This window comes from Aliisedimentitalea scapharcae (assembly GCF_045277565.1).
Taxonomy (GTDB): Bacteria; Pseudomonadota; Alphaproteobacteria; order Rhodobacterales; family Rhodobacteraceae; genus Aliisedimentitalea; species Aliisedimentitalea scapharcae.
The window spans coordinates 4,208,830-4,232,473 of record NZ_CP123584.1 but is presented as its reverse complement, the minus strand read 5'-3'; the positions used below and the strand labels follow the sequence as shown (position 1 = coordinate 4,232,473).

Here is a 23,644-nt window from a genome sequence, read left to right as displayed (position 1 = left end):
CTTGCCGTCAGCGGGGCGTGTGAAACGGCCGCTCAGGAGACTGAGAACCGGGCATTTTGTGCAATGGTGCGAGGGCGAGCATTCAAATCGGAGATCGAGAAACCAGCAATGGTTTTATAGCGTTCGGCGTGTTCAGCCAGCCTGTCCACCGGAATCACATCGTTAATGGTGTTGAAATCGCCTCCACAAAGGTCCTCGACTTGTTGTAGCACTGCGTCGGGGCCCCCGGAGGAACGGTTGGCGCGTCCCACGGCGGTCGCGACCGGGCGAATGTCGTCCTCGTAGGCCTGCAAAGCGGTGGGTGTGATGTCGTGCTCGAGGAGTTTGGCACCAATCACCCGCGCGTCGACGATCGCCTGGCTGGCCCCGTTCGAACCGACCGGATAAGTCGGATGGGCCGCGTCACCCATCAAAGTCACGCGGTCCTGGGTCCACTTGTCCAGCGGATCGCGATCAACCATCGGGTATTCATAGACAACCTCCGCTCCGGTGATCAGAGCGGGCACGTCGACCCAGTCAAATTTCCAAGGTTGAAAATCAGGTAGGAAATCGTTGATGTCGGCGGCCCTGTTCCAATCTTCGCGTCTCCACGATACGGAGGGGTCAAAGCTTTTTTCTGCGATCCAGTTGATCGTCGCTATGCCGGTTTCAGGATCCGGGTTCGAGATCGGGTAGGCAACCAGACGCAAATGGTCGTGCCCGATCATCACCATGGCACCACCGCCAAAGAATGCTTTGGCGCGCGTTGTCGCACGCCACAGGATGCGCCCGTTCCAGATTGGGGCACCTTCGTCCGGCACCATCTGAGCGCGTAGTGCCGAATGGATACCATCGGCGGCCACGATCAGAGAGCCAGAGACGCGTTCGCCGTTTTCCAGGGCGAGAACTGCGCTGTTGCCGTTGTTTTCAAATCCAACGGCCCGCGTCCCGGTGGTGATGCATTCGGGACCGGCACGGGCGATCAAGGCGTTATACAGCATGACCTGCAGGTGGCCGCGATGTACGGAATATTGTGGCCAGGCATAACCGGCCCAGCGACCGCGGGGCTCTTCCCAGATGGTTTTGCCCAATTTCGAATAGAATCCATATTGCCGGGTCTTGACGCCGATCGCGTCGATTTCGGTCTCCAGACCCAAGTCGATCAATTCCCGCACGGCATTTGGCTGCAAATTGATGCCAACACCCAGCGGTTTGATTTCATTGGTGGATTCATAGATATGAAACGGCACCCCAATTTGATGTAACGTCAGCCCCAGCGTCAATCCCGCGATGCCGCCACCTGCAATGAGAATGGTCATAAAGATGCCTCCTGTTCCCTTGGGGGTAACTCAACCAGTAGGTGCAGCCCAGGGCAAGGTGACATTGCGCGCAGCGGCGAATTTTGGCGAATTGGGGCCTGGTCATTGCCGCAAAGGGGCTGTGGGGCGGTCAGATGTAGGCATTTAGATTTATGGAGCACATATTTGGGGAGCGGCAATGGGCGTTACCTCTTTTGTTGTCGCAACGATACGGTACGAACATTGGAGTTTCGTGATGTCATTAGTAAGCGATTTGAAAAGTTTGGAATGTGAATTGCTGGATCCCGTGGTACGGGCCGACCCGGTCAAAATGGACAGATTATTGGCCGATGACTTTGTAGAAATCGGACAGTTTGGTCGCAACTGTGACAAATCTGCGGTGATACGCATGTTGGCGGCTGCGTCTGCAAACCCACAATCCGTCAGTATCGTGGATTTTGAAACCAGATCCGTTGGGCCAGGTTTGGTATTGGCAACTTACCAGATCGCCGAAACCAAAGTGTTACGGAGCTCATTGTGGCGTTTGTCGGGGCAAAACTGGCAGATGGTGTTTCATCAAGGCACTCCAATGAGAAACAGCGTGCGCCAACCGCACACGACAGATTTTGTCTAACGTTTTGATGCGATGATCAAATCAGGGCCAAAAATCACATCGGCATAGTTTTGCAGGTAAATCTTGAGCCACGGCGTAAACCGTTCCGGGTGGCGGCGGACTTCGGCCAAAAGATCATGGTAATCAACCCAACGGGTTTCCATCACTTCATTGGGGTCCAAACTGATATTCAGATCACGATGGGCATGTGCGAGAAACACATCCACAGCTTCGTGTTCGACCATACCGTTCCCAACATCCGCACGATATTCCAGATGGTGGCGAAATTGGGGATACAGACCGGTAACACCCAATTCTTCGTTCAGCCGACGTACAGCACAAACGATCGGCTGTTCGTCCCAATGAGGATGCGTGCAGCAGGTGTTCGCCCAGAGGCCCGGCGTGTGGTATTTTCCCAACGCGCGCCGCTGCATCAGGATTTCCATGCCTTTGACCACAAAAACCGAAACGGCTTTGTGCTTTAGCCCCTGTTCATGGGCGACGAGCTTATTGGTTGGAGCCAATTCTCCGTTAACCCAGGCCGGGATCATGACGCTCATGATGGACTCGCTGTTGTTCTGGACCCTGTTTCGGGCCTCGCTCCCCACGACCATTTGACCGGGTTTACCCGTTGGTCGCTCTTATTGTCACCTGATTAGCATTCCGGGCTATATCAGTGCAATTACGCGAAAGGCCGCGGGCGTGAGCGCGGCCTTTGCTAAGTCTTCGGTTCTGATCGCTTAGTTGGATTCAGAGGTTTCTTCGGACTCTTCTGCAGCTTCGACAGCAGGGCCGACCGAAGCCAGGAAGGCGTAAATGTCTTCGCCACCCTTTTTCAGCTTGAAGGTCATTTTGGACTTGGCTTTGTCGTTGCCTGTGGCTTCTTTCAGGAAGTCCTTGGGGCTCATGGTGAAGGCGACAAAGTTTTCTGCGGTCCAGACCAGACCACCTTCGCCTGCCGCAACTATGTCAGCCCCATATTTGAATCCTTCGGTGGTCCCGGCTGTACGTCCAGCGACACCATATAGGTTCGGACCGGTTTTACCGCCTTTGAGAATGACTTCACCATCGTCCGAAACGATCATGTGGCAGGACTTGCACTTCTTGAAGCCCTTCTCACCTTTGGCGGCGTCGCCTTCGGCGTAAACCGGGGCGGCCAGCAGGCCCAGCAATGCGGTTGCGATCACTTTTTTCATGTTGTGCTCCATAATTTGTGGCTGGTGACATACGCATTTGCTTTGCGCAGGGAGTCAACCGGCAGATTGCCGCGTCGCGGATTCCTCGGCTGAATCTCGCGGAAATGTGTCTGCTTCACGTCCGAATTGCCCAAGGAAACAAGTGAATATCAGTCATGTTTACCAATAATCGTTGGGGCTGGGGGACGCTGTTTGCGCAGGTTAGCTATCGCTCCAGCAAGGAAGAACATCTCCCGGTGAAGGGCGCGCAAAATAGATGGCCCGAGCAATGGCGCGGCTCAGGCACAGTGCGGCGGCGTGTCCTACAAGCGCCAAATCGCGTTCAGGATTGTGCAATGTCTGGGCGTTTGTCGACGCTGCGAAAACCAGATCACCATCCCCAGGGGCATGGGCCGGTACAGTGGCCCGTCCGATCCCATCATGCGCAGCGGTTGCCATGCGCTGGCATTGTGCCTTGGTCATTTCTGCGTCAGTAGCGACGATTGCAATCGTGGTATTTGCCCGCTCGGCGGGGAGCTCTGAGCCGGACGCTTGGTTGGCCATATGTTGCATCTTGCGGCTGGTTGGATTGCGGCCCAATCCCGCATTCGGGTCCGGTCCCAGCCCGCCAAATTCACCGTCTACCTCGAAAGGAGCGGCCCAGAAATGGCGCTCTCCGGGTGTTGTCACAGCGCCCATGGGGTTCGCCGCGACAAGGGCGCCGACGGTGATCCCATTGTCCAGCACAAAAGACGCCGACCCCAGCCCGCCTTTCAGCATCGCCGTCAGGGCCCCGGTCCCAGCGCCGACGCTGCCAATTTCGAACCTTTTGGACGCCGCTTCAAATGCCTCGCGGCCCAAACGGGCATAGGGGTTATCATCCCAGCGCTTGTCGCCACCGTTGAGCAGGTCAAAGAGAATCGCGCCGGGGACGATCGGGATCACCGCGTCGGCGACGCGAAATCCGCGCCCCTGCGCACGAAGCCCTGAAACCACACCCGAACATGCATCCAGCCCATAGGCCGACCCCCCCGACAGCGTGAGTGCGTCAATTTGGGCGACGGATTTGTCAGGGGCCAAAAGATCGGTTTCGCGGGTGCCCGGAGCCCCTCCCATGACATGGACCGACGCGGTGAACGGCGCTGCTGCGGTCAGAACCGTTGCCCCGGACTTCAATCGGTCGTCCTGTGCATTGCCAACTAGAAAACCGGGGACATCGGTGATCAGATTGTGGGGGCCGGGCTTCATATGCAGCGGCCTCCGTCCACTTCCATTGCGACACCGGTGATCATGCTGGCCTCGTCGGAACACAGAAATGCAGCGGCATTGCCCATGTCTTCGGGTTGGGAAAACCGACCCAAAGGGATCGTCGACAGGAATTTGGCCCGGATTTCCGGTGTGTCTTCGCCCATGAATGATTTCAACAAAGGGGTTTCCCCTGCCACTGGATTGATTGCGTTGACCCGTACGCCGTATGGGGCGAGCTCGACCGCCATTGTGCGGGTGGCGGTGATCATCCAACCTTTGGATGCGTTGTACCAGTTCAGGTTTGGTCGGGGCGAGACACCTGCCGTCGATGCGACATTCAGGATCGCTCCGGATTTACGGCTTTTCATATGTGGGACCAACGCCTGTGCGGTCAAATAGACCGATTTCATGTTTACGTTGAACACACGATCAAAGTCGTCCTCTGAAACGGCCTCCAAAGGGGCAGGCAAGTGGGTAATGCCCGCGTTGTTGATCAGAATGTCCACCTGACCAAAATGCTCCAGTGCGGTCCGCGCCATGGTCTCAACCGAGGCTCGGTCGGATACATCGACGGTTTGGGCGATCGCAACATCCCCGCATGCGGCGGCCATATCGTGCGCGGCATCGCTATTGATGTCGGCAATCATCACATGTGCGCCTTCGGCCAGGAATTTGTGAACGATACCGGCACCAAAGCCCGATGCACCCCCAGTCACGATTGCACTCTTGCCTTTCAGTTTCATGAAACCCTCCACGACATTTTGACGTCAGGTTAGCAGCGCAGCGGGCGGGCGCAATCGGGCTGTTAAGCGTCGTCGATCTTACCCCGCGTCGCCTTGAGCGTGGCGCGTTGTTTCTTGGCGTCCAGGCGTCGTCTGACGGACCCGCGGGTTGGTTTGGTTGCGATCCGCCGTTTGGGAGCCACCAACGCCTGGCGGATCAAGGCGACCAGCCTTTCGCGAATGATTTCACGGTTTCGGATCTGGGATCGGGTTTCATCGCATTGCAGGATCAACGCGCCTTCTTTGGTCCAGCGACGCCCGGCCAGCCGCCTGAGCCGGCTTTTGACTTGAGCGGGAAGAGAGGGAGAGCGTTCCGCTTCGAACCTGAGTTCGACAGCGGTCGCCACCTTGTTGACGTTTTGCCCACCCGGTCCGGACGCGCGCACAAAATGCTCGGTCAATTCCCAGTCTTGCAATGCAATGTCATCTGTAATCCGTAGCATCGGACCTCTTTCGCGGGACCAAGAAAATTAGATAATTTTCTTGGTAAAATTCTTGGGGTAAGAATTTTACCCCCGGACCGAGGGTAATCAATGTGTGCATTCAATGCAAAAGGGTTGTCCGAAAGCGTAACGGACAACCCTTCTTGAGTTTCGGAGGTGCGCCGGTTAGGCGGGCACCAATTGGGGTTCAGACATTACCTAAGGACTGCCCTAGATACGCATCTCCCGAACTGTCCCGACATTAATCTCCAAGTTCTCAATGGACACTAGAGCACCTCCTTTCAGTTGTTACGCCTAACTGTAGCGTGCCACAGTTTTCGGAGATGTCAAAACAAAATCATGTGGTCGAAACAGAGAGTTTCCCCACGATGATGCGGAATGGCACAAGGGCCAGCAGTGCAAGCCCCAATTTCACCATCCAATCAGCGGTTGCCAGGGACACCCACAGCGGCACCAGAGGACCCACTCCCAGCAGGGGCAGGACTTCGCCGGCCCAGGAGACGTCGTTGGCCGGTTCGATCCAGCTGAGCGATGCCGAGAAGGCGATGGAGAAGAACAATGCGGTGTCCACAGACGACCCGATCAACGTTGATGCCAGTGGTGCCCGCCACCATTTCCCTTCGCGCAGGGCCGAGAACACGGTGACGTCCAGCATCTGAGCGGTCAAAAAGGCCAACCCGGATCCAACGGCGATCCGCAAGGTTACCAACGGGCCAAATTCGCCCATGATCTGAGTGCCGATCAGCGAACAGATCACGCCGACGACAAAACCTGCCAGCACGACCTTGCGTGCGGGACCGGCTCCATAGACGCGGTTCATGACATCTGTCACGAGAAAGGCAAATGGGTATGTAAAGGCACCCCAGGTCAGCCATTGGCCGAACAGGAATTGCACCAGGATGTTAGAGGCGACAACAATGGCCGCCATGGCAAGAATGCCAGGAAGGTGAGTACGGTTCATCGATTTCATTTCCGTTTTTACAAGGTAGCGGCGACTTGCCCGCAGATGAGCGGGGACCGGGCCTTTAATCGAATCCTGGGTCCTGTGTCAATCCGGCGCGGGCTTGCCCGCCTCCAGAAATCGCTAATCGGGCAGCAGGTACTCGACGAATTCAGTGCGTTGAAACCGATTGAAATTGTCATCGGAAACCAAAACTGCCCGCAGTCGCTGTTTCTCATCTCGCCAGACCGCCACCCCCTCCAGATTGTCGTGTTCACCAAAATCAGTCTGCAACAGGGTTTCTTCGTGCAAAGGTCCGATTGGTGACAGGGTCCACCGACGTAGACGGGACCGGAAGCCAAAGACTGAAAAGTCGCGTTCCAGCAGGTAAAATCGGCCATCAGGTCCAAAATCTGCCCCGACAGCACGGAATTTGCCGCGCGGTTTCAGGTCAAAAGGTCGACTCCATTTTGTCCCATCCCAACGATAGACCGCAATGCCCTGGCCTTTGACGGGATGTCGTTCGGGGATTGTGTACAGATATCCCTGTTCGTCTATGGCCAATGCCTCGAGGGCCTTGTTCAGGGGCAGTTGCCTGAACGCATCCGGGCGTGGCAAAACCTGGGCTCGGGCCGCCGCTTGGGAATAGCGCGCCACGCGCGCAACGCCTTCGAACGAGATATACAATGTGCCATTACTGGTCTGGGCCAGACCTTCGCTGTCCAGAACACGTCGGGTCAATGGCTCGCCTTTTGACGAACTCAAAAAGGTGGTGGCGATGGGCGTAATCCCGACAATGGCGTCGCCGCGCCGTTCGATTGTGGCCTGCATGAGATGGGAACGGTCATTGAGCAGCGTAACTGTGCGGCCCTTTGCGCCGACCTCGAGGGCCGAAAACCCACCAAACCAATCAGGTTGACCGTTGTCCGTCCATTCGTAGCTGCCCAATAGACGGGCGGGTCCTCCAGTTGGAGCAGGGGCACGGGACGCCGCAAAAGCTGCGACTGCGACACACAACCCGACCCCGAGGCCAGCGATTATTCGGAGCGTAGAACTGAGGCGCATTGATTGGGCAGATCCGCTAGCACATATTCACGCCGTTTCTTTGGCTTGGGGGCGTTGGGGTCAACCGGTTTTGGTGGCGGAGGGTTCAAAATATCATTCACCCAACGTTGCGCATCGGCACAGCCGTCGCCCCGAGGGGGCGCGTCCTGGTTTTGACATCCGCGTGCACCCCTGGGGCATTTCAGACGAACGTGGAAATGATAATGATGCCCCCACCACGGCCGTATCTTGCGCAGCCAGGTGCGGTCGCCTTTTTCGTCCTTGCACATTTGCACCTTGGCACCGGGAAAGACAAAGATGCGTGCCACGCGGCGGTCCTTGGCGGCTGCGCGAAGGATCGCGTGGTGCTGGGCAGTCCAGTTTGAATTGACAAAGGCCCCGTTGGATCTGCGCATCGAAATAGACGAGATATTTTCACGCGCCTTGCGTGATAGGTTCAGCTTGTCGGCCGGGCGCATCCAGATGTCTATGTCCAACCCGATTTGATGGCTGCGGTGGCCTGACAGCATCGGGCCGCCACGGGGTTGGCTAATGTCTCCGATATATAGGCCGTTCCACCCCCTTTGGGTCGCGGCAAATGCGCTGAGCTTGTTAATATAGTCAATAGTATCGGGATGGCCCCAATTGCGATTGCGCGACAGACGCATGGCCTGCCAGCTCGGCCCGGTTTCGGGCAGCCGCACAGCGCCAGCTACACATCCTTTGGCGTAGGAGCCAAAAGAAGCCGATCGTTGGCTGGATCCGTTCGTTTTTGCACCAAACAGCTGCTTTGCCAGGGGTTCGGCGCTGGCTGATGTCAGGGTGGTGGCCAATAATAGAATTGAGAAAATAGCTAGCAATTTACGCATGTCAGGTCTGGTCCCCTTCTGCCTGAACCCATCGTAGCAGAATGAGCCCCAGGACGAATAGCCCCACAATCGGAGAAACCCCCAACCGGGCGCTTCCGGTCGCCAATGTCACAATTCCGATCAGCGCAGGCGCGACAAATGCAGTGGCGCGGCCTGACAAACCATACAATCCAAAGCTCTCTGTTGGGAACTTGGGGTCGGTGTGGCGCACCATCAGGGTGCGACTGGCGGCTTGCAATATGCCGCCAAACCCGCCGATCAGCACGCCGCAACCAAAGAAAATCCGATCCGGCAAATTGGAGCCGGGTTCAAAGGCAAAGCCAAAGACCTGTTCACGATCCATTCCCACAATCGTGGCGCAGACGACAATCAACACCCAGATTGACGTAATCACCACGGGCTTGGGGCCCAGCCGACTGTCCAGAAGACCGCCAACCCAGCTGAAAATCGCGGCCGAAATGGCAGCGACGACACCAAAGATTCCGATTTGGGTAATTTCCCAACCCAATACCAACCGCGCGTAAACGCCGCCAAATCCATAAAGCCCGTTCAAGGCGTCACGGTACAGCATCGACGACCCAAGAAAACCTGCCAGACTGCGCCGGTGGCGCAGGTTTCTGACCGAGGTGATGACCAGAGAAATCGCGGATTTGACCGTGCCACGTTTCCCCTGTTGCGGTGTTTCACGCACCCACAGAAAATAGGGGATCATGAACACGACATACCAGATTGCCACGATGGGTCCGGCGGATCGGGTCCCTTCACGCTGAGACGCGTCCAGTCCGAATATCGGATCGAGCCCGATCAGGGTTTTGCCATTGCTCTGCTCAACCAACAAAAGCAACATGATAAACAGCGCGATTACCCCGCCCAAATACCCAAAGGCAAAGCCGGATCCTGAGATATTCCCCACGTTGTCATTGTTGCCCAGCGATGGCAGTTGCGAATTGGTAAACACCAACGCGAATTCCGCGCCGATAAAGCCGATGCCGAAACTGATGAGCATCCACCACAAATTTGACCCGCCCGGGTCCATAAACCAAAGCCCGGCCGCGCCGATAACATAGAGGGCAGAGAAAAATACGATCCACGGCATGCGCCGTCCCGATACGTCAGCCAATGCTCCCAGAAATGGGGCACCAAACCCGATCAACAGCCCTGTTATGGTCAGGCACAGTGACCAGATGGATTGCGCCTGCGCCTTGGCGGCTTCGCCATCCATGCCCTGGCCCAGAAAATAATCCGCGGCGACGGCCGCAAAGAACGGGCTGAATACAAAGGTGACCAATACAGTGTGATACGGCTGGCTGGCCCAGTCGAAAAACCACCAGCCCCAAATGCGCTTGCGCGTGGAAACATCCGCCATAACCTGCCCGCCTCATGCTTGTTTCCCAAGGTATGGCAGGGCGGTGGGCGATTAGGCAAGCCTCTCCTGCGCCATCCCGTGCTGCATCGGGGGCCAGGGGCGTGCGGCATCAGCCTGGACCCAGGCGGCGATCCAGCCCGGCATCGGCGGCGAAATCGCATCCGGGTGCCCCATTTCGGCCAGGACTTTGACAGGTGGTACGATCCCTTTCGAATTGGTGACGGCACTGCGAAACATAACGTGGCTCGCGCATTCGCCGTTCTTCTTCCACATGGATTGTTCCAAATAGATGAATTTGTCATCCCAGCACACCGCGCGCGACCGCATTTCAAACCGCTCGAACCCGCGAATTCGGCGTCGGAACCGCACCGTGGATCCGGCCATGGTCATTCCCCAGCGGCGGCGGCTGATTGCACCTATCAACCCGACCCGCTGGGCGTTCATACTGCGCCCAAGATCATACAGGGTCATGGCCCGCCCGTTGTTCAGCTCCAGCCAGATATCCAGATCCCAGGGCCAACAGATATGCCGGGACACATGCGTATCGGTCAACTCTAGCGGCGGCATCCGGCGCGCCACCAGAAGATCCTTGATCAGGCGGACAATGGGGAACATCACGGGGTCTCCTTGTTTCGTCTTCCTTGCTGCCGGTTCAGTGCGGGTCAACCCCAACCTTGCGGAAGGGTTGCGCTTTGTCGAAACGCTGCTTAGGTCTTGGTCGTTCACGTGAAAGAGGAAGAACGCTCATGATGTCGCTGTTTCAAATTCTGATGCTGATTCTGGACGTTGTCTGGTTTTTCATCATTGCGCATGTAATCATGAGCTGGCTGATCAATTTTCAGGTGCTGAACCTTCGTCAGCAATTCGTAGCCCAGGTCTGGTATGGCCTGAACCGGATACTTGAGCCGATGTATGCGCCGGTTCGCCGGGTTCTGCCGCAGGTGAACGGGATTGACCTGGCACCTTTGGCGGTTCTGCTTGGCGTTTATGCGCTGCGGATCATCCTGGTGAACAATATCGCCGCCTTCTATTGATCCATCCACCTCTTGTTCCCTGATTCTTAGTGTGAGAGGGTGCCTGTATAAGAGCAGATAGAAAAAATCTTACTCAAACGGGCCCTTTGATGATGTTAGACGCCGCCCCGCTTTTGCGTGACGTGTTCGGATTCGATGCCTTCCGCCCCGGGCAGGAGGACATCGTTGATGCGGTTGCAGATGGTCAGAACGTTCTGGCCATCATGCCCACCGGGGGTGGGAAATCCCTCTGCTTCCAGCTGCCGGCCTTGCTGCGTGACGGGGTAACAATTGTGATTTCGCCGCTGATCGCGCTGATGCGGGATCAGGTACGCGGTCTGCAAGAGGCAGGTGTGGCTGCCGGAGCGCTGACGTCCGGCAATACACCCGAAGAAACCGATGCTGTTTGGGAGGCCTTGGAGGCCGGACGACTCAAGCTGCTGTACATGGCACCCGAAAGGTTGGCGGCCGGGTCTGCGATGGGAATGCTGCGCCGGATCGGTGTCAGCCTGATCGCCGTGGACGAAGCCCATTGTGTCAGCCAGTGGGGACATGATTTCCGCCCTGATTACCTGCGGATTGGTGAATTGCGACGGGCATTGGATGTGCCTTTGGCTGCCTTTACCGCCACGGCAGACGCCGAAACCCAAGACGAAATTGTCCAGAAGCTGTTCGATGGCGCGGCCCCGCGCAAGTTTCTGCGAGGATTTGACCGACCAAATATTCATTTGGCCTTTGGGGCCAAGGATGGACCGCGCAAGCAGATCCTTGATTTTGCCGAAGCCCGCCGCGGCCAATCCGGAATCGTCTATTGTGGCACCCGCAACAAGACCGAGGCGCTTGCCGCCGCCCTGCGCGACGATGGCCACAGCGCCTGTCACTATCACGGCGGAATGGAGGCTGAAGACCGCCGCATCGTCGAAACCCGGTTCGCCCGCGAGGATGGGTTGATCGTGGTGGCCACGGTTGCCTTTGGTATGGGAATCGACAAACCCGATATCCGTTGGGTTGCCCATGCGGATCTGCCCAAATCCATTGAGGCCTATTACCAGGAGATCGGACGCGCTGGGCGTGATGGTGCCCCTGCAGAAACACTGACCCTGTTTGGACCCGACGATATTCGCCTGCGTCGATCGCAAATTGACGAAGGGTTGGCCCCGCCCGAACGCCGTGCGGCCGATCATGCCCGATTGAACGCGTTGTTGGGGCTTGCCGAGGCGTTGAGCTGTCGCCGGCAGACCCTGTTGGGGTATTTTGGCGAGACCTCCGAGCCCTGCGGCAAATGTGACCTGTGTGATACTCCGGCCGAGGTCTTTGACGGGACCACACCGGTGCGTATGGCGCTGTCGGCAATTTTACGGACCGAAGAGTGGTTCGGCGCGGGGCACCTGATTGATATTCTCACAGCCAATGAAACTGACAAGATCCGCGCGCGTCGACATGACCAATTGCGGACCTATGGCGTGGGCAAGGCGTATACTCGGCCCCAATGGCAGGCGATTTTCCGGCAGATGATGGGGCACGATCTGGTGCGGCCGGACCCGGAACGCCACGGCGCGCTGCGCATGACCGAAGCCGCCCTGCCGATCCTGCGGGGAGAAGGTTCCATCGAACTGCGCCGCGACACGATCCGCAAGGCCGCCCGCCGCCCGGCCGTCAAAGCGTTGGTTTCGGATGAGGACGCGCCGCTTCTGTCGGCACTCAAGGCCAAGCGCCGGGCATTGGCCGAATCCGCTCGGGTGCCCGCCTATGTCATCTTTCCTGACCGCACGCTGATCGAGATGGCAGAGCGTCGCCCCGATGGCATGGATGCGATGGCGCGGATCAGCGGTGTGGGGGCGAAAAAGCTGGAACGCTATGGGTCCTTGTTTCTTGAGGTGATTGTTGGCGCTGTGCAGGACTTGCATCCGGCCCGGCGCAAGTTGGCAGGGCGGACTGCCGGATCAGTCTATGATCAATTGCTCGAAGCACAGGCCGATCTGGCGCGTGGTGACGGTGGAATCGACAAACCGCTCAGCTGTTCGGCGGCACAATTGGCCAAGGTTGCAAAACTGCGCCCAGATGATGAACAAGGCATGGAACGCCTGTTGGGAGAGCGTCGGACCGAAAGATTCGGTGCGGCCTTTCTGGACGTGTTGCGAGAGGCGGGCTAAGTCTCTGTCAGACTGTAAATCAGGAGTGCACGATGCTGGTAGTGATTTCCCCGGCGAAACGATTGGATTGGGCCGAGCGGGCTGTGACCGCCACCGAACCGGACTTTCAGGATGATGCCCTGCGGCTGGCAAAAACGGCCCGCAATCTCACTCTTGGTGAACTCAAGAAACTGATGGACCTGAGCGACGATCTGGCCCGATTGAACCGGGACCGGTTTCGTGCATTTACCGATCAACCCGGTTCTGAGGACCTGCGCCCGGCCGCGCTTGCCTTTGCCGGGGACACCTATATGGGGCTCGAAGCCGGGTCGCTGGAGCCGGATGAGATGGAGTGGGCGCAAGAGCATTTGCGGATCCTGTCCGGACTTTATGGAGTTTTGCGCCCGCTGGATGCCATTCAGGCCTATCGTTTGGAGATGGGCAGCCGGTTAAAAACCCGGCGCGGCAAGAATTTGTATGACTATTGGCGTGATCAGTTGAGCAAAGCGCTGAATGCCCAAGGGGACGCGGTTGGAACTGATGTTCTGGTCAATTGTGCCAGCCAGGAATATTTCGGGGCTGTTGCGCCCAACTCTCTGAAACTGCGGGTGGTGACGCCGGTCTTCATGGAAGACAAAGCTGGTTCCCCCAAGATTGTCAGTTTCTTTGCAAAACGGGCACGCGGAGCGATGGCGCGTTACATCGTGCAAAACCGGTTGACCGATCCGGCATCCTTGTTGGATTTCGACACCGGTGGCTACGCCTATCGTCCGGATCTGTCCGCAGAGGACAAACCAGTTTTTGTTCGACCTGCCGACGTGGGGTGATCAAGAATCTGGTTCCGGGGTGTTCGGGTCGAATTCCCTGATCCAGTTGTGAATGACGGCCTTGCGCAATGGTTTTGTCAAATAGTGATCCAGGCCTGCCGCCAGAATGTCGGCCTGATCACCGTTCATGGCGTGGGCGGTGACGGCAATGATGGGCACATGTCTGTCATCCCCATTTTCAAGGGCGCGAATTTCACGCGTCGCTTCCTTGCCATCCATTTTGGGCATTGAAATGTCCATAAAGATGACGTGTGGGTCGAACTCCGAATACAATTGCACAGCTTCAATCCCGTTGTTGGCAAACTTCAAGTCAATGTCGAGATCCTTGACCATCTTGCGGAACACGAGCTGATTTGTGCGATTGTCTTCGGCGGCCAACACCCGCATTCGCTGATCTACCGGCTTGGCCTGCTCCGTAAAATCGCCGGCATTCGAAACCTGTTGGTCGTGATTTGAATGGGGTTGCCCCGTACCAGTGCGCAACTCTTTCAGCTTGGAATAAAGCTCGTCTCGGGGGATGGGTTTTTGCATGATCCCTTGGATCAGTGCGCGGGCTGGATCGTTTTGGGCAAACGAAGGATTGGAGCTGAGCAACAAAAACGGGACATCTGACCACTCCCCTTTGCGCAAGGCTTCCACCAATTCCAACCCGTCCATGTCGGGCATGTTGTGATCGCTCAAGACCAGATCAATCCCGTCATGCATCAAGGCAAGGGCGTCAGCACCGGACGAACAGGATGTGGTTTGCACCCCAAGCTGCGCCATCTGTTTTTCTAGGATTTCCCGATTCACGGTCAGGTCATCCACGATCAGCACATGTCTCAGCTCTTCTGGCAAGACGGGAGGCCCGGGTTCGGGGCCCTCGGCCATGGGCAACGGAATTCGGAACCCAAAGCAGCTGCCTTTTCCTGCCTCGCTTTCGACCCAGACCGCACCACCCATCAGTTCGATCAAGCGCTGGGTGATAGCCAACCCCAGACCAGTTCCCTCAAAGTTGCGATTCCGATCGTCTTCGACCTGATTGAATTCGCCAAAAATGTCGCCGATCTTGTTCTCTGGAATGCCGATCCCGGTGTCTTCGATCGACACGTGGATGGCACTGTCGCTGTTTTCAGTTCCAGGGATGCCGGTCACGCGGATCAATACATGACCTTCGTGAGTGAATTTGACGGCGTTGCCGACAATATTGGTAAGTATCTGGCGAATGCGCCCTGGATCCCCAACAAAATGTGTCGGGAAGAACAGGTCATAATCCAGCAACATGGCAATGTCTTTGTCCCGTGCCGTAGGTTGCAGCAACATCACGACCTCGTGGATGCAGCGCTCCAGATCAAAGCTTTCGGGGTGCAAAACCAGCTTGTCGGCCTCGATTTTTGAGTAATCGAGAACGTCGTTGATGATGACCAACAGAGCTTCGCCCGAGTTTTTGATTGTGCTTGCATACAGGCGCTGTTCTTCGGTTAACTGCGTATCGCTGAGCAGATCGGCCATACCGACGACGCCATTCATGGGTGTGCGAATCTCGTGGCTCATGTTGGCAAGGAATGCGGACTTGGCCCGATTGGCTGACTCGGCCCGTTCGCGTTCGGCCCGTAGCTGTGCTTCGTATCGGACTGTCGAGGTAATATTCAGCGCCAAGCTGACCACATCACCGCCGTACCCCCGTTGATCAATCAGTTTGATGTATTGATTGTTCCACATCTGAATAACCACCGGAGGCGGTGTCGGCTCCAACCACCGCTCGGTCATCATGGCGCGCCAATCGCCGGGCGACAGCTCCCCTGTATTGACCAGCCCCTCGTCGGTCATCAATTGCAGAATGCGCATATAGGAAATGCCTGGTGTGACTTCTTCAAGCCCGTCAAAGAAGCCGATATAGGCGGTATTGGCACCGATCAGCATACTGTCCGCATCAAAAAAGGCGAATCCGTCCTGAATGGTCTGAATGGAATGCCACAGACGGCGTTCGGCGATCTCGATCTTTTCATTCGCTTGATGAAGGTCGGATTTCACCCGTTCATTTTCATCGCGTACGTTGGCAACTTCGGCCTGCGTCATCCCAATCTGTTTGGTCAATGCCAAAGCATGGCGCCCAAGTTTACGATTGGCTGCGGACAATTCGGCCTGCTTCAATTCTAATAGTCGCTCGGCGGCCAGACGCGCCCGCCGTTCGTCGGCCAGTTTATTGGCAAGGCTCATCCCTGCTGCTCCGGTGTTGGTACGCTTGGATACAAATTACTGCCCCAACATGGGCTGATCCGGTGAACAAGAGCTTAAAAGCCATTGAAATCGGGAATCGTTGCCAATTGGCGGGCGTCGTGTCAGCCTGTCCCCATCTGCTCGGAGGCTAAAATGCAGCGTTTTTTTTGGATTTTATCGTGTCTATTTATGGTGATGGCGGGCGGGGGAGCGGTCAGAGCCCAAGAAAATCCGGTCCCTGATTTCCGCTATCTTTCGTCGCCCGATACCGATTACTACGGCTCGGATTTACAGGCGCTGTTCGACACGAATCTAAAATCCTGCATTCAGGCCTGCGCCGGCAATTCCCAATGTGTTGGATTTACCTTTAACACGCGGTCGAATGCGTGCTTCCCCAAATCGGCGGTCAAGGACGAAACCGAATATGTCGGGGCTGTTTCGGCTGTCAAACTTGCCACTGTTGGTGCCGTTGTCCAGACGGGTACACAACGTCGTGCGGCGATGCCCATGTTGCGCCCGGACGATATTTCATTTGCCCGTACCCAGGCAATAGAGCTGGGAATCCGTCACCAGCAGGGCGGGTTAGACATCGAAGAAATCATCGACGCGGCGCGCATACGTGAGGCGTCCAATGACAGGATTGCAGCCATTCGCCTGACGGGGCGGGCTATCGCGATTTCTGACCGTGCCGATTTATGGGTGGATTATGCGCGGCTCCTGTTGTCGTTGCGAACCGACAATTCATCTCTGCGTCGCGAGTATCACACCCGTGCCGTCGGAGCGGCGATCAACGGGTATCTGCGCGCGCCCGCAGCTGGGGGGCAGATCTCTGCCTTGATGATGTTGGCCGAAGGGTTGGAACGCTCTGGTCGTGGGCGGGACATGTTGGCGGTGTTACGCGTTGCAGAGCGTATTCAGCCGCGTGTGGATGTGCGCGAAGCATTGGATCGGGCGGTGCGCAAATATGGGTTCCGCGTAACCAGCAGCTCGGTCGAAAGCGATTCCCGGACGCCCAGGATCTGTATCGAGTTTTCAGAGAAATTGGCGCAGGCTGGCGTTGATTATGACCCCTTCGTTCGATTGCCACAACCTGATCTGGTCGTGCAGGCAGATGGGCGACAGCTGTGTGTCGAAGGTGTGAAACATGGCAACCGGTATCGGTTGACGTTGCGCTCGGGACTGCCTGCAGAAAGCGGTGAAACACTCTTTAAAGATGTCGATCTGACCCAATATGTGCGCGACCGCTCTCCGGCAGTGCGGTTTCCGGGGCGGTCCTATGTATTGGCGAAATCCGCCCAGGCAGCGCTGCCAGTCGAAACCGTGAACCTGACGGACCTGGATTTGAAATTGCGCCGGGTCAGTGATCGCAACCTGTTGCGGGCCATGCAGGAGGGGTATTTCGGGCGACCGTTGTCCTATTGGCAAGAAGAAGAATTCACCAACACCATTGCCGAAGACGTTTGGAGCGGTACGGCCAAAGTTCAGACCGAGTTGAACCGGGATCTGACCACGCGTCTCCCTATGGCCGAGGCGATTGCCGGGCAACCCGCGGGAATATACGCGCTGACCGCGACAATTCCGGGTGCAGATCCGTATGATCAACCGGGAGCCACCCAATGGTTCGTGCTGTCCGATCTGGGAATAAGCTCAATGTCGGGCACCGATGGTTTGCATGTCCAGGTGCTGGGGCTTGGCGATGCGGCGGCTCGGCCAGACGTCAAGGTCTCTCTGATCAGCCGGACCAATGCCGTGCTGGCCACGGCACAGACGGATGCCGCCGGGTCGGTCCGGTTTGATCCCGGTTTGATCCGGGGTACGGGCGGATCGGAACCAGCGATGGTGATCGCGCAGCTGGGCGATAGCGACCTGGGTTTCCTGTCGCTGATCGACCCGGCATTTGATCTGTCTGACCGCGGGGTCGAAGGGCGCAACCCTGCTGGGCCGGTGGATGTCTTCATGACAACGGATCGCGGTGCTTATCGGGCGGGGGAGGTGATTCATGTCACCGCGCTGACCCGGGATGGGCGCGCTCGCGCTATCGAAGGGTTGCCGCTGATTGCGATTCTCAGCCGCCCGGATGGTGTGGAATACAGCCGTGTTGTGTCCGATGGGGGGCGGATGGGCGGTCATGTGTTTGATCTTCCTGTCGGCGTCACTGCGCCGCGTGGAACGTGGCGGCTGGATCTCAAAACCGACCCAAAAGCGCCGGCATTGGCCAGCCGGCAGATCCTCGTCGAAGATTTCCTGCCGGAACGGATTGATTTTGACCAATCGCTGGCGTCGCAGGAGTTGACCGAAGGGGACGCTGTGGATCTGAGAGTCCAGGCACGGTATTTGTTCGGTGCGCCGGGTGCCGGGCTCAAGGTCGAGGGGCAGGTGTCATTGCGCGCGGCCGAAACGGTCCAGGGATGGCCTGGGTATCGGTTTGGTCGCCATGATGGGCCATCAACCACCCAGAGCAGTTATTTTGGCAGCTTTGAAACCGATGCTGATGGCGTTGCGATCCTGCCGGTAGAGATCCCGCAAGGGGCCGCCGAAGGCAAGCCGCTGACGGCCCGCGTGATCACCCGCGTCGCAGATGGATCTGCCCGCCCTGTCGAGCGGATGATAGAGGCCCCGGTGCGCTCCTCGGCCCCAGTGATCGGGATCAAGCCTTTGTTTGACGATGTTGTTTCCGAAGGCACCGAGGCCGGATTTGAAGTGATTGCTCTCTCTCCCACGCTGGAGCCGATGCCGATACAGGTGGTCTGGACATTGAATCGCATCGAGACCCGGTATCAGTGGTACCAGCTGCACGGCAATTGGAATTGGGAACCGATCACCCGTCGTACACGGATCGCAACGGGACAGGGCGTTCTGGACGCTGGGCCTTTGCGCGTGTCGCATCCGGTAGAGTGGGGGCAATACGAACTGGTGGTGGAACGTACCGATGGTCCGCATGTGGTGGGATCTGTCGATTTCTACGCGGGCTGGTATGCGCCAGGCGACAGTTCAGCAACTCCAGATCAGTTGGAACTGTCATTGAACAGCGACAGCTATGTGCCCGGCGATACTGCGCGTTTGCGGATCGTGTCGCGGTCGGCAGGGACGGCGTTGATCTCGGTCATGTCGGACCGATTGATCTCCCGTCAGGCGATTGAGGTACCGGAGGGCGCGTCGGAAATCCCGTTGGAAGTGACCGAGGACTGGGGCGCAGGCGCTTATGTGTCAGCGTTGGTGGTTCGCCCGGGTGATCAGGCCACAGGGCAGACGCCGGTGCGAACGCTGGGTCTGGCCCATGCCGCGGTGACCCAACAGGGGCAAAGCCTGACAGTCTCCATTGATGTGCCTGAGGTGGCACGCCCACGACAGAAACAGATGGCGCGGGTGTCCGTTTCCGGTGCAGATCCAGGGGACGAGGTCTGGATGACCGTTTCGGCTGTGGACCTGGGCATTCTGAACCTGACGGGGTTCCAAAGCCCGGATCCATCCGCCTATTACTTTGGCCAGAGGCGTCTGGGCATGGAGCTGCGTGATGTCTATGGCCGATTGATCGACACCAGCAATGGTGCGTTGGGGCTGGTTCGGTCAGGTGGGGATCAGGACAACGCCATGCGGATGCAATCACCGCCGCCAACACAGGATCTGATGGCGGTGTTCAGCGGTGCGGTTCAGGTTGATGCTGACGGCATTGTTGAAATACCGCTCGATCTGCCCGCATTCAACGGCACGGTGCGGTTGATGGCGGTCGCCTGGTCCGGGTTGGCTGTTGGTCAGGCCGAAGCCGATATGCTGGTGCGCGATCCCGTGGTCGTCACGGCCAGCCTGCCCAGGTTTCTCGCTCCTGGAGATCAAAGCCGCGCTTTGCTGGAGATCGTCCATGCGGATGGACCCACCGGGGATATGCAATTGGTGGTCAGTGCTGGCGACGAACTGTTGCTTGGCCCTGTGCCATCAGTTGTAACACTGGATTCGGGCGGCAAAGTCAATCTGGAGCTGCCGGTCGCTGCCCAGTCCGTCGGTGATCCCGAAGTGTTGGTAACTTTGGTCACGCCGGATGGTCAGGCGTTCCGTCAGACTCTGCGGTTACCAGTGCGGGCCAATGACCCTGAGGTGGCCCAGACGCGCCGGTTTACGCTCGCATCTGGTGACAGCTTTGCCTTTACCCAAGACGTATTCGCCGGGTTGCGCCCAGGAAGCGCGTGGGCCGTGATTTCGGCAGGGCCGCTGGCCAAATTTGATGCACCGGGCCTGTTGAGCACATTGGACCGCTATCCATATGGCTGTACCGAACAGGTGACATCCAAAGCGATGCCTCTGCTCTATCTTTCCTCGCTAGCACAGGCGAGCGGGTTGGGCGATGGTCCCAAGGTTGATGGACGTATTCGGGATGCCATCAACCGTGTGCTGACCCGCCAGGCCAGCAACGGGAGTTTTGGATTGTGGCGCGCTGAAAGCGGCGATTTCTGGCTGGACGCTTATGTTAGCGACTTCCTGAGCCGTGCCCGTGCGCAGGGGCATCAGGTGCCCGAACGCGCGTTTGCGCAGGCGATGGACAATCTGCGGAACCGGGTAAACTATGCCCCGGATTTTGACACGGGTGGCGAAGATATCGCCTATGCGCTGATGGTTCTGGCGCGTGAAGGTGCCGCGTCAATGGGAGATCTACGCTACTACGTGGACGTCAAGGCCGAAGGGTTTGACACACCGCTGGCTGCGGCTCAGCTGGGGGCGGCGTTGGCGTTTTACGGAGATCAGACCCGCGCAGATCGCATGTTTTCCCATGCTGCCATTCTGCTGAACCGCGCGGTCAGTGGCAAACCGATCTGGCGGGTCGACTATGGCACGCGTTTGCGAGACACCGCTGGGGTTCTCTCATTGGCCGTTGATGCTGGCAGCGCTGCGGTAAATCGCGATTTTCTGATCAACCGGGTCACCCGTGCATCAGGACCACTGTCCACGCAGGAGGCGGCGTGGTCTCTTTTGGCGGCACAGTCGCTGATCGACACTCCCGAGGAATCCGGTGTGCTGGTTGATGGAAAGAAGGTCGATGGCCCCTTTGTGCAGGTGATGGACGGACAGGCCCCGGGGCAGGGGGTGCTGATTTCGGCCGCATCCGGGCAGGCAACCGACATTACCCTGACAACCCTGGGTGTGTCTGAAACCGGGCTGGATGCCGGTGGCACTGGGTATACGTTGGAACGGCTGTATTTTACCCTCGAGGGGGTTCCGATTGACCGCCGCGATTTTGCCGTGGGAGAACGACTTGTCACGGTTCTGCGGGTCACCCCACATGAAAGCGTTGGGGCACGATTGATGATCAATGATCCGCTTCCGGCGGGAATTGAAATCGACAATCCCAACCTGCTGCGGTCCGGCGACCTGCGTGACCTGGATTGGTTGAATTTGTCCGAGGCCACCCACGTAGAATTCCGGTCTGATCGGTTTCTGGCTGCTGTGGATTGGCGTGGCAGCGATGTTGTGACGTTGGGCTATGTGGCTCGGGCTGTCACGCCGGGGGCGTTTCATCACCCCGCGGCGTCGGTCGAAGATATGTACCGCCCCGTCTACCGGGCGCACACAGGCACCGGACGGGTGATCGTTCGGTGAAACGCCGCATTGCCATAGTGTCCGCAGTTTCGGTGATGGTGTGGTGCGCCATTTTGGGGCTGGATCGCTGGGTTGAGGTGACGCAATTGCCTGTGACCTTGTCCGAGACATCCGTCGAGGTGCGCGACCGGGACGGAAAGCTGCTGCGCGCCTATCCCATCGAGACCGGGATCATGCGTCTGGCCGTGCGTCCGGAAAGGGTCGATCCGGGGTTTGTCGCTATGCTGATCCGATATGAGGATAAGCGGTTCCATGATCACCCCGGTGTCGATTTGTTGGCGCTTGTGCGTGCGGTGGGACAGGCCGTGTGGAATCGGCGGGCGGTGTCTGGGGGGTCGACCCTGACCATGCAGGTGGCGCGCCTGCTGGAGAACGGATCAACCGGACGCTGGAATGGCAAGCTTCGCCAGATGAGGGTGGCTCTGGCGCTGGAGCGGCGGTTGAGCAAGGCACAGATCCTGACGTTGTATCTGACCCATGCGCCCTATGGCGGCAATCTCGAAGGAATACGCGCTGCGACGCTGGCATGGTTTGGCAAGGAACCCGGGCGTTTGACGGCGGCACAGGCGGGGCTGCTGGTGGCGCTGCCGCAATCTCCGGAGCGCCGCCGTCCTGATCGCTTTCCCAGGGTTGCTGCCGATGCACGCAACCGGGTTTTGGCCCGGATGGAAACATACGGGGTGCTGGATCAGGCCGAGCATGCTGTCGCGGTTCGCGAAGCAATGCCTGCAAAAATGCGCCGCTTTCCCATGTTTGCACCGCATTTGGCGGACCGCTTGCGACAACACAATCCCGAGGCCCAGCGGGTTGATTTGACAATCGACGTTGCTGTTCAGGCGCAGGTGGAGCAGGTGGCCAGATCGGCTGCGCATCACGCCGGGCGCCGGGTGTCCACGGCGATTTTGGTCGCAGACCACCAGACCGGAGAGGTCCTGGCTTCGGTCGGATCCCCCGACTATGTGGATCGTAAGCGCCAGGGATTTGTCGATATGACCCAGGCTGTACGCTCGCCCGGATCGACGCTCAAACCGTTGATTTACGGGCTGGCCTTTGATCAGGGGCTGGTACACCCGGAAACGCTGATCCACGATGGGCCGGTAGACTTTGATGGGTATGCTCCGCGCAACTTCGATGGGGTGTTTCGCGGCGACTTGCGTGTGCGCGAGGCGTTGCAATTGTCGCTGAATATCCCGGTTGTGAAACTGACACATGAATTGGGCGCACCGCGGATCATGGCATCATTGCGCCGGGCTGGGGCAGACCCGCATTTGCCCGGTGGAGCGCCAGGGTTGGCCATCGCGCTGGGCGGAGTCGGGGTCAGCCTGCAGGATCTGGTGCAGCTATATGCAGGAATTGCCAGAGGCGGGCAGGGACCAGGTCTGTGGGTTGATCAATTGGCCAGGCCGGTCACCCGGGGACGTCTGATGTCACCCGAGGCCGCCTGGCATCTGGGCGATATCCTGCGTGATCTCTCGCCGCCGCCAGGGGGACGTGCCGGGGTTTTGGCCTACAAGACCGGGACGTCCTATGGCCATCGCGACACATGGGCAATTGGATGGGATGGGCGTCATGTTATTGGCGTGTGGATGGGGCGCGCAGACGGGACGCCTGTTCCTGGTGCTTTTGGCGCTGAATTGGCAGCGCCGGTTTTGTTCGAGGCTTTTTCCAGATTGAAACCTGATCTGGAGCCGTTTGCACCGCCGCCACCTGCCACACTCATTTTGGGATCAGCGGAGCTGCCGCAACCGTTGCGGCGTTTCAGGTCTCGCAATGCTGCTTTTTCGGATACGGACGATGAGGGACCAAAGCTGGTATTCCCGCCCGATGGAGCCATTCTGGCTGTTGGTGAAACTGGCCTGGTTCTCAAGGTGCAAGGCGGTCAGACACCGTTTCTGGTGATGGCGGATGGCGTGCCGGTGATGACCAATCAGCGCAGCCATGCGTTCGAAGTTCCGACCCCGGGTCAGGGGTTTTCGACATTGGTCATTGTTGACCGGGCGGGGCGGACGGACCGGGTCCGGGTGCAAATCAGATAAGTGAGAAAGACCGAAAGGCTCCCGTCCGGCGTCCATGCCCCTGGCGAGACCTGTCTGCCAGTTGGTCCGAGCGCTGCCCGGGTAAACCCGT

General features: G+C 58.1%; 18 protein-coding genes. 6 read left to right on the top strand and 12 right to left on the bottom strand.

What is annotated here, in order from left to right; all coding sequences use genetic code 11:
- Window positions 1-32: 32 nt before the first annotated feature.
- Window positions 33-1,298 carry a flavin-dependent oxidoreductase gene (locus QEZ52_RS19640; RefSeq protein ID WP_406646373.1) on the bottom strand — a complete coding sequence of 422 codons (1,266 nt, stop codon included), beginning with the start codon at window positions 1,296-1,298 and terminating at the stop codon, window positions 33-35.
- Window positions 1,299-1,476: 178 nt separating this feature from the next.
- Here QEZ52_RS19640 and QEZ52_RS19635 point away from each other — a divergent pair, with 178 nt between their 5' ends.
- Window positions 1,477-1,911 (top strand): DUF4440 domain-containing protein, encoded by a 435-nt coding sequence (locus QEZ52_RS19635; protein WP_406646371.1) that lies wholly within the window; start codon window positions 1,477-1,479, stop codon window positions 1,909-1,911.
- Here QEZ52_RS19635 and idi read toward each other — a convergent pair.
- The 10 genes from idi to QEZ52_RS19585 form a co-directional block, all read right to left on the bottom strand.
- Window positions 1,908-2,450: an isopentenyl-diphosphate delta-isomerase gene (gene idi / locus QEZ52_RS19630; protein WP_406646369.1), complete on the bottom strand. Its 543-nt coding sequence runs from the start codon at window positions 2,448-2,450 to the stop codon at window positions 1,908-1,910. The genes QEZ52_RS19635 and idi overlap by 4 nt on opposite strands.
- Before the next feature lie 180 nt (window positions 2,451-2,630).
- The gene (locus QEZ52_RS19625) at window positions 2,631-3,086 is read right to left on the bottom strand and encodes a c-type cytochrome (protein WP_406646367.1); all 456 of its coding nucleotides are present in this window, start codon (window positions 3,084-3,086) and stop codon (window positions 2,631-2,633) included.
- Between the two features lie 201 nt (window positions 3,087-3,287).
- Complete coding sequence (locus tag QEZ52_RS19620) at window positions 3,288-4,313, bottom strand: P1 family peptidase (protein WP_406646364.1); 1,026 nt, start codon at window positions 4,311-4,313, stop codon at window positions 3,288-3,290.
- Window positions 4,310-5,056 carry an SDR family oxidoreductase gene (locus QEZ52_RS19615; protein ID WP_406646362.1) on the bottom strand — a complete coding sequence of 249 codons (747 nt, stop codon included), beginning with the start codon at window positions 5,054-5,056 and terminating at the stop codon, window positions 4,310-4,312. The genes QEZ52_RS19620 and QEZ52_RS19615 overlap by 4 nt, the downstream gene beginning before the upstream one ends.
- Before the next feature lie 62 nt (window positions 5,057-5,118).
- Entirely contained in the window at window positions 5,119-5,538 is a 420-nt protein-coding gene (gene arfB / locus QEZ52_RS19610; protein WP_406646360.1) for an aminoacyl-tRNA hydrolase, read from the bottom strand.
- Between the two features lie 337 nt (window positions 5,539-5,875).
- On the bottom strand, window positions 5,876-6,499 hold the full coding sequence (locus tag QEZ52_RS19605) for a VUT family protein (RefSeq protein WP_406646358.1): 624 nt from the start codon (window positions 6,497-6,499) through the stop codon (window positions 5,876-5,878).
- A 123-nt stretch (window positions 6,500-6,622) separates the two neighbouring features.
- The gene (locus QEZ52_RS19600) at window positions 6,623-7,426 is read right to left on the bottom strand and encodes an esterase-like activity of phytase family protein (RefSeq protein ID WP_406646356.1); all 804 of its coding nucleotides are present in this window, start codon (window positions 7,424-7,426) and stop codon (window positions 6,623-6,625) included.
- A gap of 89 nt (window positions 7,427-7,515) precedes the next feature.
- Window positions 7,516-8,391 carry a penicillin-insensitive murein endopeptidase gene (mepA, locus tag QEZ52_RS19595; RefSeq protein WP_406646354.1) on the bottom strand — a complete coding sequence of 292 codons (876 nt, stop codon included), beginning with the start codon at window positions 8,389-8,391 and terminating at the stop codon, window positions 7,516-7,518.
- 1 nt (window position 8,392) lies between these two features.
- The gene (locus tag QEZ52_RS19590; protein ID WP_406646352.1) at window positions 8,393-9,757 is read right to left on the bottom strand and encodes an MFS transporter; all 1,365 of its coding nucleotides are present in this window, start codon (window positions 9,755-9,757) and stop codon (window positions 8,393-8,395) included.
- A gap of 51 nt (window positions 9,758-9,808) precedes the next feature.
- Window positions 9,809-10,372 (bottom strand): acyl-CoA thioesterase, encoded by a 564-nt coding sequence (locus QEZ52_RS19585; protein ID WP_406646350.1) that lies wholly within the window; start codon window positions 10,370-10,372, stop codon window positions 9,809-9,811.
- 131 nt (window positions 10,373-10,503) lie between these two features.
- On the opposite strand from QEZ52_RS19585, the gene QEZ52_RS19580 reads away from it, so the two are divergent.
- The 3 genes from QEZ52_RS19580 (at window position 10,504) to yaaA (ending at window position 13,729) form a co-directional block, all read left to right on the top strand.
- The gene (locus tag QEZ52_RS19580; protein WP_406646348.1) at window positions 10,504-10,791 is read left to right on the top strand and encodes a YggT family protein; all 288 of its coding nucleotides are present in this window, start codon (window positions 10,504-10,506) and stop codon (window positions 10,789-10,791) included.
- A 92-nt stretch (window positions 10,792-10,883) separates the two neighbouring features.
- Complete coding sequence (gene recQ, locus QEZ52_RS19575) at window positions 10,884-12,923, top strand: DNA helicase RecQ (protein WP_406650584.1); 2,040 nt, start codon at window positions 10,884-10,886, stop codon at window positions 12,921-12,923.
- 32 nt (window positions 12,924-12,955) lie between these two features.
- The gene (gene yaaA / locus QEZ52_RS19570; protein ID WP_406646346.1) at window positions 12,956-13,729 is read left to right on the top strand and encodes a peroxide stress protein YaaA; all 774 of its coding nucleotides are present in this window, start codon (window positions 12,956-12,958) and stop codon (window positions 13,727-13,729) included.
- Here yaaA and QEZ52_RS19565 read toward each other — a convergent pair whose 3' ends face one another.
- Window positions 13,730-15,928 (bottom strand): response regulator, encoded by a 2,199-nt coding sequence (locus tag QEZ52_RS19565; protein WP_406646343.1) that lies wholly within the window; start codon window positions 15,926-15,928, stop codon window positions 13,730-13,732.
- 153 nt (window positions 15,929-16,081) lie between these two features.
- Here QEZ52_RS19565 and QEZ52_RS19560 point away from each other — a divergent pair, with 153 nt between their 5' ends.
- Complete coding sequence (locus tag QEZ52_RS19560) at window positions 16,082-21,517, top strand: alpha-2-macroglobulin family protein (protein WP_406646341.1); 5,436 nt, start codon at window positions 16,082-16,084, stop codon at window positions 21,515-21,517.
- A 35-nt stretch (window positions 21,518-21,552) separates the two neighbouring features.
- Window positions 21,553-23,553, top strand: a complete 2,001-nt coding sequence (gene pbpC / locus QEZ52_RS19555; RefSeq protein ID WP_406650582.1) for a penicillin-binding protein 1C — start codon at window positions 21,553-21,555, stop codon at window positions 23,551-23,553.
- Window positions 23,554-23,644: the final 91 nt, after the last annotated feature.